20 protein-coding genes and 1 tRNA gene are annotated in these 17,722 nt (G+C 68.5%); 10 read left to right on the forward strand and 11 right to left on the reverse strand.

All coding sequences use genetic code 11. The annotated features are described in order from the left end of the window. Positions 1–76 precede the first annotated feature (76 nt). Positions 77–289, reverse strand: coding sequence for a response regulator (locus RTM68_RS05995; RefSeq protein WP_194763467.1), 213 nt, complete (start codon positions 287–289; stop codon positions 77–79). A 35-nt stretch (positions 290–324) separates the two neighbouring features. Continuing rightward, complete coding sequence (locus RTM68_RS06000) at positions 325–795, reverse strand: A24 family peptidase (protein WP_312169254.1); 471 nt, start codon at positions 793–795, stop codon at positions 325–327. A 164-nt stretch (positions 796–959) separates the two neighbouring features. Between RTM68_RS06000 and RTM68_RS06005 the strand changes: the two genes are divergently transcribed. The 3 genes from RTM68_RS06005 to RTM68_RS06015 are packed head-to-tail and all read left to right on the forward strand — an operon-like array spanning position 960 to position 6,756. Next, positions 960–1,757 carry a hypothetical protein gene (locus RTM68_RS06005; RefSeq protein WP_312169255.1) on the forward strand — a complete coding sequence of 266 codons (798 nt, stop codon included), beginning with the start codon at positions 960–962 and terminating at the stop codon, positions 1,755–1,757. Then, a complete protein-coding gene (locus tag RTM68_RS06010) occupies positions 1,754–3,292 on the forward strand; it encodes a DNA polymerase Y family protein (RefSeq protein WP_312169256.1) in 1,539 nt (512 codons plus the stop codon). Before RTM68_RS06005 ends, RTM68_RS06010 begins: the two co-directional genes overlap by 4 nt. Next, positions 3,292–6,756, forward strand: a complete 3,465-nt coding sequence (locus tag RTM68_RS06015) for an error-prone DNA polymerase (RefSeq protein ID WP_312169258.1) — start codon at positions 3,292–3,294, stop codon at positions 6,754–6,756. The genes RTM68_RS06010 and RTM68_RS06015 overlap by 1 nt, the downstream gene beginning before the upstream one ends. A 7-nt stretch (positions 6,757–6,763) precedes the next feature. Here RTM68_RS06015 and RTM68_RS06020 read toward each other — a convergent pair whose 3' ends face one another. The 6 genes from RTM68_RS06020 to RTM68_RS06045 all read right to left on the reverse strand — a co-directional run bounded on the left by RTM68_RS06020 (position 6,764) and on the right by RTM68_RS06045 (position 12,776). Then, positions 6,764–7,153: a hypothetical protein gene (locus RTM68_RS06020; protein WP_312169259.1), complete on the reverse strand. Its 390-nt coding sequence runs from the start codon at positions 7,151–7,153 to the stop codon at positions 6,764–6,766. Between the two features lie 268 nt (positions 7,154–7,421). Then, positions 7,422–8,873, reverse strand: coding sequence for a glycosylase (locus tag RTM68_RS06025; protein ID WP_312169260.1), 1,452 nt, complete (start codon positions 8,871–8,873; stop codon positions 7,422–7,424). After that, entirely contained in the window at positions 8,870–9,904 is a 1,035-nt protein-coding gene (locus tag RTM68_RS06030) for a glycosyltransferase (protein WP_312169261.1), read from the reverse strand. The genes RTM68_RS06025 and RTM68_RS06030 overlap by 4 nt, the downstream gene beginning before the upstream one ends. Next, a complete protein-coding gene (locus RTM68_RS06035; protein ID WP_312169262.1) occupies positions 9,901–11,052 on the reverse strand; it encodes a glycosyltransferase in 1,152 nt (383 codons plus the stop codon). The genes RTM68_RS06030 and RTM68_RS06035 overlap by 4 nt, the downstream gene beginning before the upstream one ends. 179 nt (positions 11,053–11,231) lie before the next feature. Continuing rightward, a complete protein-coding gene (locus RTM68_RS06040) occupies positions 11,232–12,143 on the reverse strand; it encodes a VOC family protein (protein ID WP_312169264.1) in 912 nt (303 codons plus the stop codon). Between the two features lie 9 nt (positions 12,144–12,152). After that, entirely contained in the window at positions 12,153–12,776 is a 624-nt protein-coding gene (locus RTM68_RS06045; protein ID WP_312169266.1) for an NAD(P)-binding domain-containing protein, read from the reverse strand. 124 nt (positions 12,777–12,900) lie between these two features. Here RTM68_RS06045 and RTM68_RS06050 point away from each other — a divergent pair, with 124 nt between their 5' ends. Then, a complete protein-coding gene (locus RTM68_RS06050; RefSeq protein ID WP_312169268.1) occupies positions 12,901–13,365 on the forward strand; it encodes a MarR family transcriptional regulator in 465 nt (154 codons plus the stop codon). 32 nt (positions 13,366–13,397) lie between these two features. On the opposite strand, the gene RTM68_RS06055 is transcribed toward RTM68_RS06050, so the two are convergent. Together RTM68_RS06055 and RTM68_RS06060 are read right to left on the reverse strand one after the other, a co-directional pair. Further along, positions 13,398–13,574 carry a hypothetical protein gene (locus RTM68_RS06055; RefSeq protein WP_312169270.1) on the reverse strand — a complete coding sequence of 59 codons (177 nt, stop codon included), beginning with the start codon at positions 13,572–13,574 and terminating at the stop codon, positions 13,398–13,400. Positions 13,575–13,744: 170 nt separating this feature from the next. Beyond that, positions 13,745–13,821: transfer RNA gene (locus RTM68_RS06060), tRNA-Pro, on the reverse strand. Between the two features lie 117 nt (positions 13,822–13,938). Between RTM68_RS06060 and RTM68_RS06065 the strand changes: the two genes are divergently transcribed. Genes RTM68_RS06065 through RTM68_RS06090 form a run of 6 tightly spaced genes read left to right on the forward strand, consistent with a single transcriptional unit; the run spans position 13,939 to position 16,669 of the window. Beyond that, the gene (locus RTM68_RS06065) at positions 13,939–14,523 is read left to right on the forward strand and encodes a GNAT family N-acetyltransferase (RefSeq protein ID WP_312169272.1); all 585 of its coding nucleotides are present in this window, start codon (positions 13,939–13,941) and stop codon (positions 14,521–14,523) included. Continuing rightward, complete coding sequence (locus RTM68_RS06070) at positions 14,520–14,717, forward strand: hypothetical protein (RefSeq protein WP_312169273.1); 198 nt, start codon at positions 14,520–14,522, stop codon at positions 14,715–14,717. Before RTM68_RS06065 ends, RTM68_RS06070 begins: the two co-directional genes overlap by 4 nt. 22 nt (positions 14,718–14,739) lie before the next feature. Then, complete coding sequence (locus RTM68_RS06075) at positions 14,740–15,195, forward strand: hypothetical protein (protein WP_312169275.1); 456 nt, start codon at positions 14,740–14,742, stop codon at positions 15,193–15,195. Positions 15,196–15,231: 36 nt separating this feature from the next. Beyond that, on the forward strand, positions 15,232–15,900 hold the full coding sequence (locus RTM68_RS06080; protein ID WP_312169277.1) for a lysoplasmalogenase: 669 nt from the start codon (positions 15,232–15,234) through the stop codon (positions 15,898–15,900). Next, positions 15,900–16,286, forward strand: coding sequence for an RNA-binding S4 domain-containing protein (locus tag RTM68_RS06085; protein ID WP_312169278.1), 387 nt, complete (start codon positions 15,900–15,902; stop codon positions 16,284–16,286). The genes RTM68_RS06080 and RTM68_RS06085 overlap by 1 nt, the downstream gene beginning before the upstream one ends. A 38-nt stretch (positions 16,287–16,324) precedes the next feature. Further along, the gene (locus RTM68_RS06090) at positions 16,325–16,669 is read left to right on the forward strand and encodes a hypothetical protein (RefSeq protein ID WP_312169280.1); all 345 of its coding nucleotides are present in this window, start codon (positions 16,325–16,327) and stop codon (positions 16,667–16,669) included. A 25-nt stretch (positions 16,670–16,694) separates the two neighbouring features. Here RTM68_RS06090 and RTM68_RS06095 read toward each other — a convergent pair whose 3' ends face one another. After that, positions 16,695–17,684, reverse strand: coding sequence for an NUDIX hydrolase (locus RTM68_RS06095; RefSeq protein ID WP_312169282.1), 990 nt, complete (start codon positions 17,682–17,684; stop codon positions 16,695–16,697). Positions 17,685–17,722 lie beyond the last annotated feature (38 nt).

Genomic DNA, 17,722 nt, shown 5'->3' on the forward strand with positions numbered 1-17,722 from the left:
TGGTCAGGGTGCCGGACGCGATCCGGGCACGCCCTCGACCTCGACGGTCCTCGAGGGCTCGGAACCGGTCGGGGCCTCAGTCATCCGACGAGGTGAGATCCTCGAGCGACTCGTCGAACCAGTAGTCGATCTCGGTGGGACCGTCGCTGTCGCCGGTGTTCTGCTCGTCACCGCGGCGGTTGTACACCACCTGCGTCTCGCTGTAAGGGACGATCAGCTTGTCGTCCGCGTCGTCGAGGGGAATGATCTGCCCGTCGAGCGGGCCTCCGTGGAGTCGTGCGAGTGCCATGTCCTTCACCCTAGCCCCGTCCGACCGAACGGAGCTCACGCCACGAGGATGCCGAGCGACGCCCCGACGATCATCCAGGGGCCGAAGGCGATGCGCGTCGAACGATCCGCCCGGCGCAGCGACATCAGCACCGTGGCATGCAGCGCCCCGAGGACGAACGCCGACGCTGCGCCCACGGCGAGCGCCTGCCACCCGTGCCAGCCGAGCACGAGCCCGATCACGGCGGCGAGCTTCACGTCTCCTCCTCCCATGCCCTCGCTGCTGATCAGCCGCAGCAGCGCATAGAAGCCGCCCAGGATCAGCAGCCCTGCGACGGCTCGCACCGATCGAGCGGTCTCACCGGCCAGAAGCACGTCGAGGATCACCAGCCCGAGGAGTGTCGCGAGTGTGGGCAGCACGATGCGGTCGGGCAGCCGGTGCGTGCGGATGTCTATGACCAGGAGCACGCATCCCACCGCGAACAGGGCGAGGTGGACGACGATCAGGGCCAGGGCACGGGGATCCATGCGGGAAGGGTAGGAGATGCGTGGCCACCCGCGGAGAGCGCTGTGGATAACGACGGATCGCCACCCTTCGGCGAAGATCCGCACCGTTCCGCGGATGTCTGACGTTCGAACTAGAGTCATCATCTCCAGTTGATTTATTCGTACATATATTCGAGGATGGATGCATGGGGATCGGGCTCGAAGCGGTGACCGCGCTCTCTCCGGTCGGCGACTCCCGCGCCGGAGAGGTGTTGAGGCTGCGCCGGGAGATCAGCCGGATGCAGCGGCGACGCAGCGATCTCCCGCTGCTCCCCCTCGACCCCGCCTTCTCCTCCCTGCTGCCAGAACAGGGGCTCCAGGCCGGAACCTCCTACACGGTCTCCCCCTCACCGAGCCTGGTGCTCGCTCTCCTCAGCGCCGCCTCGCGCCGTGGACTGTGGTGCGCGGTGGTCGGCATGCCCACGCTGGGCGTCGAGGCGGCTGCGGCGTTCGGCATCGCACTGCCCCGACTGATCCTCGTCCCCGAGCCGGGCGACCGCTGGCTCGCCGCGACCTCCGCGCTGGCCGAGGTGGTCCCGCTCATCGCCGTGCAGCCGGGCAGCCGGGCTCGCGATGCCGATGTGTCGCGTCTGAGCGCCCGGCTGCGGGATCGCGGCGGCACGCTTCTCGTGACCGAATCGACCTCGACGGGGGCCTGGCCGCAGAGCGAGGGCACGATCCGCCTCCACGACCAGCACTGGGAGGGCATCGGCGAAGGATGGGGGCTGATCGAGGGGTCCACGGCCACGGTGACCGCGACCACGCGACACAGTCCCCTGCCCGCGAGTGTGCGCGTGCGGCTGCCCGGCCCACTGGGCGCCATCGAAGAGCTTCCCGCAGAGAGCACGACCGCCGATACGAGGGCCGAGTTGACCGCATTGCCCGCTCTGCGCGATCGCGACGACACCGGTCGTGAGTATCGACCTCTGGCGGTGGCAGGATGACCGCCCCTCTGCGCGTGCTCGTGCTGTGGTTCCCCGATTGGCCGCTGCGCGCAGCCCTGGGAGGGCCACCACCCCATGCACCGACCGCTCTGATGCACGCGAACACCGTGGTCGCCTGCACGGCGTCGGCACGCGAGCACGGGGTTCGCGCAGGACAGCGCCGCAGAGTCGCGCAGGGCCATCTCTCGTCGCTGCGGGTGCTGCCCCATGATCCGGCCCGTGACGAGAGGGCGTTCCTGCCGGTGCTCCAGCTCATCGAGAAGCACGCCCCCGGTGCGGCGCTGCTGCGACCGGGACTCGCCGCCGTGCGCGCCCGGGGCATCTCCCGCTATCACGACGGCGAGAGCGCAGCCGGCGAGAACCTGATCCGCATGCTGACCGAGGCCGGCTTTCCCGAGGTGCGCGTGGGCATCGCCGACGGACCGTTCACCGCTGAGCTCGCAGCCAGGGGACCCACGGCCTGCACAGTGATACCGGCCGGCCGCGCCGAGGACTTCCTCCGCCCCCTCCCGGTACAGGTGCTGCGAGACGAACAGCTCACGGGCCTGCTGGTGCGACTCGGCGTTCGCACACTCGGCGAATTCGCCGCGCTCGATGAGGTCGAGGTGCGCGACCGATTCGGCGAGCGCGGCGCCCGCCTGCATTCCCTCGCCGCCGGAGCCGACTCCCGAGGGGTGGTCCCCCGCCCGCCCGATCCGGAGCTGGTGCGTTCGATCGAGTTCGAGTCGCCTCTCGCCGGAGCCGATCAGGTCGCGTTCGCGGTGCGGCAGACGGCGGATTCCGTGATGCTCGCCCTCGGCGAGGCCTCGGTCGTCTGCACCGAGGTGCGCATCGACCTGACCGATGACAACGGCACGGTGTTCTCCCGCCCCTGGCTGCATCCCACCTGCTTCGATGCCGCTGACCTCGTCGACAGGGTCCGCTGGCAGCTGGAGGCTCTGGCCGCGGAATCCGCGAAGGCTCCGGTGGACGAGGCGAGGGCTTTCGGGGGCATCAGCCTGGTGCGCATCGTCCCCGTGGCGGTCGACGATGCCGCCCACCACCAGCCGGGACTCTTCGGCTCCGGCACCGACGAGCGTCTGCACCATGCCGTGTCCCGCGTTCAGACCATGCTCGGCCATCAGGGAGTGGTCACCGCCGCGCTCTCGGGCGGTCGATGGCTCGCCGATCGCCAGGTCCTCACCCCGTGGGGAGAACGGGCTGTCGCTCCCCGCGATCCGGAGCGCCCCTGGCCCGGCAGCCTTCCCGATCCACTGCCCGCGGAGGTGTTCCTGCCCCCTCGACCGATCGGAGTCCGATCAGAGGGAGGAGAGACGGTGGACGTCGACGCCCGGGGCGCGCTGTCCGCAGCCCCGGCGCATATCGACGGTGACGCCGTGCGAGCCTGGGCGGGCCCCTGGCCGATCCATGAGCGACGCTGGGATCCATCGGGCGGCAAGAGGGGGCATCGCCTTCAGATCGTCGACGGTCACGATCGCGCCTGGCTCGTCTTCTGCGCCGGCGGCCGCTGGTGGGCGGAAGGGAGGTACCGCTGATGGGCTGGCACAACCCTCCGATGACCTGGAACGAGTTGGAACGCGCTCTGAGCGGCGAGGAGTCACCCCACCCGATCGGCGGAGAACCTCCGACCATCCGCCCCGACCCGGGTCCCATCAGCACCCGTCGCACACGCACTCCGCCGACCGCGAAGGGCCGGCCCGGCGATGCCGTGCCCTATGCCGAACTGCACGCCCACTCCTCATACTCCTTCCTCGACGGGGCGTCCTCCCCCGAAGATCTGCTGGCCGAAGCAGAACGGCTCGGCCTCACCGCCCTGGCGCTCACCGACCACGACGGCTTCTACGGGGCGGCACGCTTCGCCGAGGTCGCCGAGCTCATGCAGGTCGAGGTGCAGACGGTGTACGGCGCCGAGCTCTCGCTCGGACTCGATGCGCCTCAGCGCGGGTCCGCAGACCCGATCGGCGATCATCTGCTCGTGATCGCCGACGGGTTGGAGGGGTATCACCGGCTCTCGGGAGCCATGACCACAGCCCACCTGCGCGGAGGAGAGAAGGGACGCCCCGTCTACGACCTCGACGAGCTGGCCGCCACGGCCGGCGGACAGTGGACGATCCTCACGGGCTGCCGCAAGGGCGCCGTCCGTCGCGGTCTCGAATCCGGAGACGCCCTGACGCCCCTGCGTCGGCTCGTCGATCTGTTCGGACAGGATCATGTCGCCGTCGAGCTGTTCGACCACGGCGACCCCCTGGACACCCGTCGCAACGATGCTCTGGCTGGTCTCGCCCGGCGACTGCGCCTTCCCGTCGTGGCCACCAACAACGTGCACTACGCCGCCCCCGAGCGCGCATCACTGGCCGAAGCGGTGGCCGCGGTGCGAGCGGTGCGGAGCATGGACGATCTCGACGGCTGGCTCCCCTCGCACGGCGGTGCGCACCTGCGCAGCGGAGCGGAGATGGCCGCGCGCTTCCGTCGATACCCCGGAGCCATCTCCCACGGACTCGAGATCGCAGCGGCATCCGCCTTCCCCCTTCGCCGTGCACGCCCTGCGCTGCCGAAGCAGAAGGTTCCCGACGGCCACACTCCGATGAGCTGGCTGAGGCACCTGGTGTGGCAGGCCGTACCCACGAAGTACCCCGACCTGGATGACGACGGTCATCGCCGGATCGAACGCGAGCTCGATGTGATCGAGGAGAAGGACTTCCCCGGCTACTTCCTCATCGTGCACGGCATCGTCGCCGAGGCGAAGCGCCGCCGCATCCTCTGCCAGGGGCGCGGGTCCGCTGCGGCGAGCGCGGTCTGCTATCTGCTCGGGATCACCGCGGTCGATCCGATCCTGTACCGACTGCCGTTCGAACGGTTCCTCGCCACCACCCGTCAGGAAGAGCCTGACATCGATGTCGACTTCGATTCCGACCGCCGCGAGGAGATCATCCAGTGGGTGTACGGCGAGTACGGGCGCGAGCGCGCGGCGCAGGTGGCGAACGTCATCCAGTACCGCCCGAAGAACGCCGTCCGCGATATGGCGAGGGCGCTCGGGTACTCACCGGGCCAGCAGGACGCATGGTCGCGGCAGGTCGACGGCTGGAGCTCAGGGCTGGAGATGGCCGAGGAGCACGACATCCCGCAGAGCGTCGTCGAGTACGCGGGCGAGCTGCTGAAGGCGCCACGGCACCTCGGCATCCACTCGGGAGGCATGGTCCTCACGGCGAGACCCGTCGGCGAGGTCGTCCCCGTCGAGCATGCACGCATGGAGAACCGCACGGTGATCCAGTGGGACAAAGACGATGCGGCCTGGATGGGGCTGGTGAAGTTCGATCTGCTGGGGCTCGGGATGCTGGCGGCGTTGCAGCACTCCTTCGACCTCGTCCGTGAGGCGACAGGTGAGGACTGGACGCTGGAGACCCTTCCGAAGGAAGAGCCCGCCGTCTACGACATGCTGTGCAGAGCGGATTCGATCGGGGTGTTCCAGGTCGAGTCCCGTGCACAGATCGGCCTGCTCCCCCGCCTGCAGCCCCGCGCCTTCTACGACCTCGCGATCCAGATCGCCCTGATCAGGCCGGGCCCCATCCAGGGCGGGGCCGTGCACCCGTTCGTCCGCCGGAAGATCGCGAAGGATGCCCTCGACGAGGAGAACCGTGCACGAGCCGCCCGCGGCGAAGACCCGGTGGTGCTCGAGATCCCTTACCCCCACAGCGATCTCGAGCCGATCCTGAAGCGGACGCTGGGCATCCCGATCTTCCAGGAGCAGCTGATCCAAATGGCGACGGCCATCGGCGACTGCACCGCCGATGAGGCCGATCTGCTGCGACGGGCCATGGGCTCGAAGCGCGGTCTCGAGAAGATCGAGAAGGTACGCGACAAGCTCTATGCGGGAATGTCCCGGCGCGGTCTGACCTCCGAGCAGTCCGACCGCATCTACGCGCAGATCCAGGCGTTCTCGAACTTCGGTTTCGCCGAGTCGCACTCGCTGTCCTTCGCGCTCCTCGTCTATGCGAGCTCCTGGATCAAGCTGCACTATCCCGCAGCGTTCCTCGCCGGACTCCTGCGATCGCAGCCCATGGGCTTCTACTCCGCCTCGACCCTGACCGCAGATGCTCGGCGGCACGGTGTCGAGGTGCGTCGACCCGATCTGCATGCCTCCGGCACGACGGAGACCCTCGAGCCTCTCGACGGCGGGACGCCGTTGCGGATGCCGACGGGGCTCGACTCCTGCGCTGATGCGTCGCAGCCGCGTGTCCCGCGGTTCGATCGCTCCCGCCCGGACGAGTCGGTGCAGCACCGCAGAGACGGCGCCTACGCGGTGCGCCTCGGGCTCAGCGGCGTGCGCGGGATCGGCATGCCCCTGGCCAGGCGGATCGTGTCCGCACGGGAAGCCGAAGGGCCCTACCGCGATCTGCACGATCTGGTCCGGCGGACCGACGCCACGGCCGCGCAGCTGGAGGCTCTGGCGACGGCCGGCGCCTTCGAGTGCCTGGGGCTCCAGCGCAGAGAGGCGATCTGGCTCGCCGGCGCGGCAGCAGAGGACCGCGCACAGTATCTTCCGGGGACGACCGTGGCCGTGCAGCCCCCGCTGTTCAGCGACCAGTCCAGCTATGAGCGCCTCTCCGCCGATCTGTGGTCGACCGGCGTCTCGACCGACGACCACCCGATGTCTCACTTCCGCGGTCCGCTGCGCGAGCGCGGGGTCCTCTCCTCAGCAGATCTGCAGCACCACGAGATCGGACGGCGAGTGGAGGTCGCGGGACTCGTCACGCACCGACAGCGTCCGGCGACGGCGGCGGGTGTCACCTTCCTCAACCTCGAGGACGAGAGCGGCCTCGTCAATGTGATCTGTTCGACCGGGGTATGGGCGCGCTATCGCCGGGTCGCCCGTGATTCGCCGGCGCTCATCATCCGTGGCATCCTCGAGCGGTCAGCTGAAGGCGTCGTGAACGTCCTCGCCGATGCCTTCGAAGATCTCCGCACCGGAGTCATGCACCGTTCGCGCGACTTCCGGTGAGAGGACATCACCAGAAGCGTTCGGGCTCGGGAGCGGGTACGCGGTCACTGCCGCCCCAGCGTGCGGCCTGCGCCTTCGCCGACTCGACCGCCGCATCCGCGCCCAGCAGGGCAGCCTCCGCGCCTGCTGCCCCACTGCCGTCGCCATCCGTATCCACGGCGAGAGCGGTGTACGTGATGCGCCCGCCGATCGTCACGGTGCAGTCGACGACCCGCCCGAACCAGCGCACGAGCTCACCCCTCGGGGCACCCTCCCGGCGATATCTGACGCCGGTCTCGAGGTCGACGATCAGGAGCACCGCCGGCTCACCCGTCGCCTCCACGATGTGCTCGGTCACCTCGATCCGATGACCGATCGCGATGGCGAGCTGCGCATCCAGCACGAGCTTTCTGTCCATGACCCCACTCTATGAGTCGGCGCTCTCAGGACAACCCCGGAACTCGGAAGAAACATTCGTAGATTTCTTTGTCCCCCAAATGGCGGACAAGCCGATTTCGCGATATTCTGCATTCAGTAGCGGGGGCTACCGGCTGGGGATTGGGGATTCAGCCGATGAGAGCAGCGAGAGTTTTCGCCGCCTCCCCTACCGTCCGGGATGGACGGTGAGCCCTCTCGAGCGATCCATCTGGGGTGGGTGACTCGGGAGGGCAACCAACCCCGACCGACTATCCGGTCATCTCGGCGAGCAGGGGCGCGAGCATCACCGATGCCACCCGGATCCTCTGGTCAGCGACGCCGTGCGGGATCCAGAGGACGCCCTCGTGGATGATCCCTCCGCAGGTGTAGACCACGTTCGGGACGTACCCCCCGATCGCGTCGGTCGGCTCGATGAGCGGCCGATCCAGCACGCCGATGACTCGCGTCGGATCCTCGAGGTCGAGCAGGATCGCTCCGATGCTGTACGACCTCATCGGTCCGACTCCGTGCGTGAGCACCAGCCAGCCCGCCGTCGTCTCCAGAGGCGACCCGCAGTTCCCCGTCTGCACCACGTCCCACAGCTCTGACGGGCTGTGGATCGCCGTCTGACGCGACCAATCGAGTCCGTTCGCCGAACGGGCGATGCCTGTCGACTCTCCGTCCGCTCGGCTCAGTGCCAGCCATTCGCCGTCGAATCGCCTCGGGAACAGCGCCATGCCCTTGGTGCGAGCGGGTTCGCCGGTCAACCGGTGTATCTCGAAGCGTCGGAAGTCATCGGTCGTGAACACCCGTGAGGCGATGGAATGGCCGTCGTAGGCGGTGAAAGTGCCGCGATAGCGTGGTCCGTCCGCGTCGGCGATCTCGACGAGCCGGACATCTTCCATCCCCCGCCGCTCCTCGTCCGCGACCGGAAAGAGCACGCGACCGCTCACCGGATCAGCGGGCGAGAACTCGACGCCGTACGCAGAATCGACAGCGATCCGCATGCGATTGAGCTCATCGCGCGCCCCCGCCTGATGCAGCAGCGGCGATCGCAGCCCGTGCACCGCACCCTCGAACATCGAGGCCGAGAATGTCCGAGGCAGGGACTGGACGACCGCGCGAGTGGTCTCCCCCGTCCCACCGCTGTGCGCCAGAGCGCGAGCGAAATGCTCTCGCGTCCACGTCGCCTCGCCGATGGCCGGCGAGCTGAGCGTCTCACTCCGGGGCAGAAAACTCCAGGTGCGATCAGGACCGATGATCGCCTCGCAGAACTGGATCGACGAGATGTGCCCTTCTCCGATCGATCGCAGACTGAGGAGCACCCGGAACTCCCCCGGTGACAGCGACGACTGGTCGGGATGCTGCACGATGCTCGGATTGCAGAGCGCCGCCGCTTCGACGGCGTACTCGGCCGAGAACACCGCCCCGATCACGGTGGCGCTGTCGTCGTCGAGAGGAGGCGCGTCGGCCGGGAGGACGACCTCGGCGTTGGCGCGCAGCATCGCGGCCAGATCGGGATGACGCGGGCCGAAGCGATCGAGTATGGTCATCGCCTCGGCGGCGATGTCGCTCGGCCGCATCGCGGAGACTCGCCGCAGCACAGCCTCGGTCCTGGTGTCGCCGCCCGGAGTGCTCTCCCCTGGCAGGAACAGACGAAGCACGACACGCTCGGGGCGCGCCGAGAGCTCGACGCCCGCATCGACGGCCAGTGCGTTCACGACAGCCACCGTGCGGCGACACGGGCGTTCTGATTCGTCCTGATCGCCGAGATCGTGGATTCCGCCCCGCAGTTCTCATTGCGCCCGCCGGGCACGAGGCCGTCGAAACCGGCACCGGTCGTCTCGTCGAGCATCCGGATTCCGTTGTCGTTGTCGCCCTCGAACCATGCCCAGGCGCGCAGGACCTCCCGCGCCCACCGGCGGTCTCCCGTGACCTCGAGCGCCCGCGCACAGGCGTCGGCGATCGCCGCCGGTTCGATCGGCTGCTGGTCCCAGAGCGGCCCGGTCACACCAATCGATCTCCCCGCCGAACCGGTGACCGACAGGTGTCCGCGCGGCGAGGTCTCGACAGCGATGAGGCCCGTGAGCATGCGAAGACCTTCGTCGAGGGTCTCCCGTCGTCCGAGTGCGTTGCCCCCGGCGATCAGCGCCTCGCAGAGAGCTGCGTTCGCGTAGCGGAGAGTCGGCTCAGGCCAGCCGTGACCGCCGTCGGCCACCCGAGGGATCCGTGCGAGGCAGTCGATCAACAGCACACGCGCCGCCGTCGCGTCGGGCAGAGCACGGAGGACATCGGCCGTACCGATGGCCGCGAACGCGCTGGCTCTCACATCGACCGACGACCGCACCGCTGCTCGGAGGAACGCTCGCAGCGCCCGCGACCTGTGACCGAGATCGCGCGAGTACCTGACGGTCGCCCCGAGTCCTCCGATCGCACGCCCCCACCAGTCTCCGGTCGTCGGCTCGTCGCTCCAGGCGCCCGCCTCGGTGCGCCGATTGCGCACCGCACCGCTCGTCGACACGGCGGATTCCAGCAGATCGATGTAGGCGGACTCCAGGCGACCGGCCCCCGGTGGACGGGTCGGTTCCCGCACCACGGCGGTGAGTGCTCGCGCGGCATCATCGGTGCAGTACCCGTGTTCGAGGCGCGGCTCCCGCAGCAGTGCGTGCTCGTGCACGCCCTTCGGTGTCGTCAGCGCTGCGAGATGGTCGAAGGACAGCGGCGCGATCGCAGGTGCCTCGACAGCGCTCATGATCGCAGACCGGCGACGAGGGCCAGTTCGGTGGCGAGCTCGCGATACCGCTCCGCGATGCTGTGCCAGCTGAGCACGGATCCGAGCGAACGAGCGAGCTCCGCGTCGGCCAGCGCGTGCGCGGGATCCGCCAGCAGCATCCTCACGGCCGCCGCGACCTCATCGGGACTCCGATGCGCGACGAGCGCTCCCCCGCCGTCGGCGAGGAGTTCGATCGCATGGGGGAACCGAGTCGCGACGACCGGCCTGCCCGCAGCGACCGCCTCGACGAGGACTCCGGAAGTCGCCTGGTCGTGCGAGTCGTACGGAAGCATCACGACATCCGCTCCGGCCACCTCCCGCGCGAGTTCATCGGGTTGCTGGTATCGCGCATCGATCTCGACGGATGCGCTGACGCCGAGTTCGTCGGCGAGCGCCCAGAGCGAGCGACGATACTGCTCACCGTTCTCGAGCAGCACCTTCGGGTGGGTCTGGCCGAGCACCCGGTACAGAGGCTGCGGATCCAGATCCTTCATCGTCGCCAGAGCCCTGATGACCCACTCGATTCCCTTGCCGGGTCCGAGCAGACCCCAGGTGAGAAGCACCGGGCGCTCGGAGTGCACGACGTCGACCTCGGCCGTCCATTCCTCGACTCCGTGCGGTATGAGACGCAGTCGTTCCTCGGGCACGCCATACAGCTCCGAGAGAAGATCCGCAGCGGTTGAGGTCATCGCCACGACGATCTCGGAGTTCTCGATGATCTGCTCCGTGACGCTCCGCTGATGGGCGGTGGGCGCAGGAAGGACCGTATGCATCACGACGACCCGCGGAACGCGCAGCCGCTGCAGCAGGTCGATGACCTCGTCGCCGTCAGGGCCGCCGTAGATCCCGTACTCGTGCTGGATCACCACGATGTCGCAGTCGGCGAGAGTCTCCGCTGCGGCGGCGCGGCCGGCGGGGTCGCCCGGCTGCAGCATCCGATCGTCGACACGAAGGCGTGCCGACGACACGGCGGCGTCGGCGGGAACTCCATCGTCGACGCGGACCACGATGCAGCGATCGCCGTCATCAGTGGCTATCGCCGAAGCGAGTGCCTCCGTGAACGTCGCGAGCCCGCAGCGCGTGGGCGGATAGGTACTGAGAAAGCCGAAAAGCGTCATGATGCGCATCCATCCGCGATGGATCGGGTACCGGCCCGATCCGACGACGAGACGTCTGCCGATCGGCACCTCCCGCGGAACCACCCGCAGGAGATCCGGTCATCGACGAACGATCCGCTCCACGGACCGTCGACGCTGTTGTGCTCAGCGTACGCCCTCTCGCCTGGGCAGAGGCCGGTGTCCGGGGTTCAGCTCTCCGGCGTGAGCGCGAGCCGCGTCCCCCACGGGTCGCTCAGACGCAGGGTGCGCCCGTCGTCCTCGACCGGCACGTGATGGAATGCGAGCCGGTCTGCCAGCGCGTTGATGTCGGCACGCGCGGGCACGGTCACGCGGACGTCTCCGAGCCCGAGCGAGGCCGCCCGCGGTCCTGCGCCTGCGCTCTGCCACGTGTTCATTCCGATGTGGTGGTGGTAGCCGCCGGCGGAGACGAAGAGCGCTGTGTTGCCGAGTGCCGCGGTGACGTCGAATCCGAGGATGTCCGAGTAGAAGCGGCGGGCCGTCGGGATGTCGCCGACCTGCAGATGCACATGGCCGATGGTCGCCGTCTGTCCCTCATCGTCGGCATCCGGCGCCAGCCACCGCTGAAGGAAACGGTTCGGATCGAGCGCGAGCGAATCCATGTGCACCGATCCGTCCGGTGCCACCTGCCACTGGTCTCGCGGACGGTCATGGTACAGCTCGAGTCCGTTGCCCTCGGGGTCGGTGAAGTAGAACGCCTCGCTGACGAGATGGTCTGCGGAGCCGGTGAAGGTCTGCGGCGCCTGCTGCGCCACCGACAGCAGAGCGGACGCCAGCCGTGCTTCATCCTGGAACAGGATGGCCGTGTGATACAGCCCCGCTGCGCGCGGATTCGCGGGCGGCAGGTCCTTCTCCTGCCTCAGTCGCATGATCGGCTCGTCCGCACGCCCCAGCGTCGCCGTGGCGCCGGACTGATCGAGGATGTCGAGGGTCACCGCCTGCTGGTAGTAGGCGGTCATCGCATCGAGGTCGCGGACGAGCAGCTCGACCGCGTTCATGCGGGCGCCGTCCGGCGCCGCACCGGCGGTGGAGACCGCCGGTGCGCGCCAGTCGAAGGGTGACGAAGAAGACGAAGGAGTCATGGCGGGAGCTCAGCCGATGAGGGCGAATCCGCCGGTCCACGGAGTCTTCTCCGCGGCGGCGAGCGTGATCTGCAGGAATCCGAGCGCCTCGAGCTCACGGGCACGCGTGAGCGAGCCCGCGTCGACCGCCCGCAGACCGCCGGCGACCACGAAGTCGACCACCGCCTGCTTGGCGGCGGCGCTGTCACCGGCGACGAGGACCGTCGTCGGGAGGGATCCGGCGACACCCGTCGCCAGAGTCGCGCCGAAGTTCGTGTTGAAGGCCTTGACCACGGATGCTTCCGGCACGGCGTCCTGGATGATGCGGGCCGCCGACGAGTCGGCGGGAACGGCCAGGCCGTCGAAGGTGTCGAAATCGACGGGGTTCGTCACGTCGACGATCGTCCTGCCCGCGAGCTCGGCCGAGTAGGTGCGCAGCACATCGTCGACCGCCGGGTACGGAACCGCGAGCACGACGATCTCACCGCTGAGGGCGTCACCGAGTCGACCCGACTCGGCTCCGAGCGGGGCCGCGACGGTGGCAGCCTTCTCAGGGTCGCGTGCGAGCACCTGAACGTTCGCTCCTGCCTTCGCCGCGATGCCGGCGATCGCCGCGCCGAGGTTGCCTGCTCCGATGATGCTGATCGAGGTCATGATCCGCTCCGTTCCACCCGAGGTCGGGCTGTCATCGACTCGCTCGGCGGGATCGTCGAGTGCGTCTCATTGGTTGTCGCTACAAGTAACGTACGATGAGCTCATGGTATTCCAGGTTCCCCGAATGGATGAGCGCGAATCCCACGCCTGGCTCGGCCTGATCACCGTCGCTCAGCTTCTTCCGGCGGCGCTGGATTCGCAGTTGCAGCGCGACGCGCAGCTGACGCACTTCGAGTTCCTCGTGCTCACGTCGCTGCGCTTCGCACCCGAGAGCACGATGCGGATGACGGAGCTCGCCGAGTCGACCAACGCGACCCTCCCCCGACTGTCGCACGTCTGCGCGCGCCTCGAGAAGAGGGGCATCGTCGACCGGTTCCCCTGCCCCGAGGATCGCCGCGCCACGAACGTCAGGCTCACCGCAGAGGGGCGGCGTGCACTGATCCACGCGATGCCCGGACACATCGAGACGGCGCGGCGGCTCGTGATCGACGCGCTGACTCCGACCCAGTTGGACGCGCTGGCCGAGATCACGAGCGCCATCGCCGACCGCCTCACAGACGGAGATCGCCGCTCGCCGGTTCCCCGGTGAGCGGCGATCTCGTGCTCTCGTCCGCGAGCAGATCAGCCGCCGGACGGGTTCTCGAGCGGCTTCCCGTTCTCGTCCGTCGTCTCATCCTCGAGGATCTCATCTGTGCTCTTGTCGGTGCTCGACGACGAGTCCTCCGGGGCACCACCCGATGCGGTGTCCGCTTCCTCGTCGGCGCCCGGGGTCCCCTGGGTGTTCTGCAGATCGCTCATATGCCATCTCCTTCGGTCGGACCGGCGACGCTACGCGCACAGGGCGGATCGACAGAGGGGGTTGACGTGGGGCGGATGCCGCCCCACGTCGCACCGGCATCTGGCCGCCTAGGCGGTGAGAACGACGAAGCCCCGACGAGGGTGATCCTCGTCGGGGCTTTTCGTTGTTGTGGTCGGGCTGACAGGATTTGAACCTGCGACCCCTTGACCCCCAGTCAAGTGCGCTACCAAGCTGCGCCACAGCCCGTTGTTCTGCACTCTCGCGCAGGCAACTCCCCCATCTTAGCCCCACTCGACCGCCCTCCGCGAACCGAGCGCGCGCCGGGCGTTGCGGGTGTCGGAGGCCAGGCGTACCGTCGCGTGCATGGCGACGATCACGACCGAGGTGGCGACATCGGCCCGCTGGGATGACGTTCAGCACGCACTCACCGGTGGCGGAGACGGGGCGAGCTGCCAGTGCATATGGCCGATGCTGAGCAACCGGGACTGGAACGAGACGACCACTCCGCAACGCACCGAGATGCTGCGCGAGGAGATCACCGAAGGTCCGCCTCCGGGGCTCATCGTCTACGTCGATGGCGAGGCGGCGGGGTGGATCCGCATCGGACCGCGCACGCGTCAGGAGCGCATCCCGCGCACGCGCATGATCGCCGCGGCATCCGACGAGCCGTTCGACGACGATTCCGTGTGGGCGGTGAGCTGCTTCGTGGTCCGCCGCGAGCACCGCGGGTCGGGCCTGAACCTCGAGCTGCTGCGAGCCGCGGTCGACTATGCCCGCGCATCCGGCGCACGACTCATCGAGGGGTACCCCGTCGACACTCGCGGCGAGAAGAAGCGCACGAATGACCTCTTCCACGGCACTCTCGGGACATTCCTTGCCGCCGGTTTCACGGAGACTGCCGAGATGAAGCCGGGTCGCACGCTCGTCACAAGAGACCTCGGCTCATGACCGAGGAATCCGAACTTCCTGCATCCATGGGCAGGGTGGCTCGACGCGAGCTCGCCCTGCAGGGCCTGACCAGACTGGATCAGTTCGACGGAGCATCCGAGAAGCACCTCCTCTCGATCCACGGCGTGGGGCCCAAGGCCGTCCGCATTCTTCGGGAGCACCTCGAAGCCGCAGGCAAGCGACTCGCTCCCTGAACGGACCACTAGCGTGGATGACATGAGCGACGAGCATCCGATCATCGAAGACGCCGAACTCGGCACCCTCGTCCGTGCGACGACCGAGCTGGGAGATGGGACGGTCCTCACCCACGACTGGTACGCGGGCGGCACGGTCGTCGACGGCGCACCCCTCGACCTCATGATCGAGGGAACGAACGCCGATGAGGCGCGCGGCCTGCTCCCCCACGTACACGAGACCGTGGCAGCGCTCGGGGCTCTGCGACGGCTGGCGTCGGATGCCGTGGTCACGGCCTTCAGCACCGGAACGCCCGAGCAGTACGAGCTCGACGACGCCGCGACCGATCTGAACCTCGAGACTCTGGAGGCCTCAGCCGACGGCACGATCGTGCTGCACCTCATCGACACCTGTGGCCAGCACTTCCCTGAGGGGTACTGGCCCGCCGTGCATCTCGCCGCCGATGGTCAGATCACGCAGGTGACCGTCGAGTCCTGACCGCTCGGTTCGGTGATGCCGCCCTACGATGAGGGGATGCGACGTCGCACTCCGCTCCGTCTTCTCGCGTGGGCATTCCTGCCGTACGTCGCGATCTCAGCGACTCATGTGGGGCTTCTCGCCATAGACAGCCCTGCAGCCGATCCGACGAAGCTCCTGCTGATGCCGATGCTCGCCCTTCCGGTGCTGGTGTCGCTCCGGCAGATCGCCGCACGAGGAGCGGTTGCCTTCATCTTCGTGGCGCTCTTCTTCTCCTGGTTCGGCGACGGCGCCGGCACCTTCTTCCCGGCCGCGCCCGAGGTGCCGCTCATGCTGCTCTTCTTCGGTGTCGCCCACGTGGCATACATCACCCTCTTCGTCCGCTACCTCACTCGACGACGGATGCCCTGGTGGGCGGTCGCCTATGCCGCATGGTGGGTGGCGATGCTGGTCGGCCTCGGCCCGCACACCGGCAGTCTGCTGATCGCGGTCGCGGTCTACGGACTGGTGCTCGGCGCCACAGCAGCATTCTCGACGCGCTGCCACCCCGTGATCGCGACCGGCGGAGCGTTCTTCCTCGCCAGCGACACCCTGCTCGCACTGCGGCTCTTCCTCCCGGATTCGCTCCCGTCCTGGAGCAGCCCGGCGATCATGCTGACCTATACGATCGGTCAGGGGCTGATCGTCGCCGGCGCCCTGATCACACTGCGGAAGCGAGGATCCTGATGGCCGATGCGGCACGTGTCGACAGCTGGCTCTGGGCCATCCGCGTCTACAAGACACGCTCTGCGGCGACGACCGCATGCCGTGCGGGGCATGTGCGCGTGAACGGCGACAAGGTGAAGGCTGCGCAGCATGTGCGCATCGGCGACGAACTGCGTGTGCGCATCGCCGGGTTCGATCGCATCCTGATCGTGCGCCAACTGCTGGTCAAGCGCGTCGGAGCCCCATTGGCGGCGCTCGCGTACGAGGATCGCACTCCGGAGCGCGAGCCGCAGGCCGCTCTCGGCCTTCGCGATCGTGGAGCCGGTCGACCCACCAAGCGCGAGCGGCGCGACATCGATCGGCTGCGCGGACGAGCATCTGGGGATGCCGGAATGTTCCCGGAGTAACCCCTTCACCCATAGAACATATGTTCTAAATTGGGGGTATGGCTGCTCGCACCGATCTGGACCTCGATCTCGAGGAGCGTGGTCTTCTGCTCGATGAGTGGGTGGAGACGCGTCGGGAGATCGCGGTGTGGGAGGCGAGGGCGAGTGAGTTGCTGGTGCAGCGGATCGCGGTGCGTGATGCGGATGTGACCGAGCACCCGTGGCATCGTGAGGCGACCCACCGGTCGATGATCGCGGAGTATGCGGCGATTCCCCGGCTGCCGCACGCCCACCCACCGCTGCGACATCGACCACACCAACAACCCGACGGCACCATCACCTGGACCAGCCCACTCGGCCGCACCTACACAGACCCACCACCACGACGAGTCATGTTCGTCTGATGACCGGTCAGTTCACTCAGATCACTCAGACCCCGGCATCGAGCACGCCGCGCAGCCACCCGGACGAGCGGACCTGCAGAGCGCCCGCAGCAGCGACGCGCTCCTGCAGCTCGCGGTCGCTCGTCACGGCGATCACTGTCTGGCCGAGAGCTGCACGACGCGCGACCTCCGCGACGATCGCGTCGTCACCCGCAGCAGCGGCCTCGACCACGGACACGACTCCAGAGGGCAGCAGCTCACCGGCATCAGGCGATGACGATGCGGAGGTCGACCCCGGCGCAGGCGACGGCGCGGGATCCCGTGTTAAGGCCGGCACCTCGATGCCGCGTGCCTGGCCCTCGACCACGAGCGCGATCTCGGGGAACCACTCGGTTCCGCCGATCTCGAGGTCAGCGGCCGAGAACGACAGGCCGTCGAGACGCGCAGCGAGGCGAGTGGTGGCACCGGCGCGGTCCTTCCACCAGCCGTCCGGCACTGAGCCGACCACGTTCGCCGCGTCGACGACCAGCGCCGGGTGCACCGACAACAGCGCCCTCAGCTCGGGCCATGCCCGTGCGAAACCGGGGTGCAGTGGGCGCGCATCGACCTCGTCGACAGGCACCCATTCCAGGGCGACGCTCTCGGGATCGCTGATCACCGGCTCGAACGGCACGACGACATCGGCGATCACCGTCGTGTACGACCAGATTCCGAGATCGAGCACACTCGTGAAACGCGGGCGCACCGAGGCATCCGGGACGCCTGCTTCCTCCTGCGCTTCGCGGACGGCGCCCACGATCGCGGACTCGCCCTCGTGCATGGCACCGCCGGGCAGACCCCAGGTCCCACCGAAATGGCTCCACGCCACACGGTGCTGCAGCAGAATGCCACGCGCCGGATCGACGGCGAGGAGCCCTGCGGCGCCGAATCGCCCCCAGTACTTCTCCCCCGACGGCGCGACGACCCAGGCATCGCCGGGATTGCGCGGTCCGTCGGGGCGGCGAGGCTCACCGGCAGCAGGAGGTACGACAGTCACCCCTCCAGCCTTTCACAGCATCCCGGCATCGGCACCGA

Origin of the sequence: Microbacterium sp. (genome assembly GCF_031988965.1) — a bacterium.
Classification (GTDB): Bacteria; Actinomycetota; Actinomycetes; order Actinomycetales; family Microbacteriaceae; genus Microbacterium.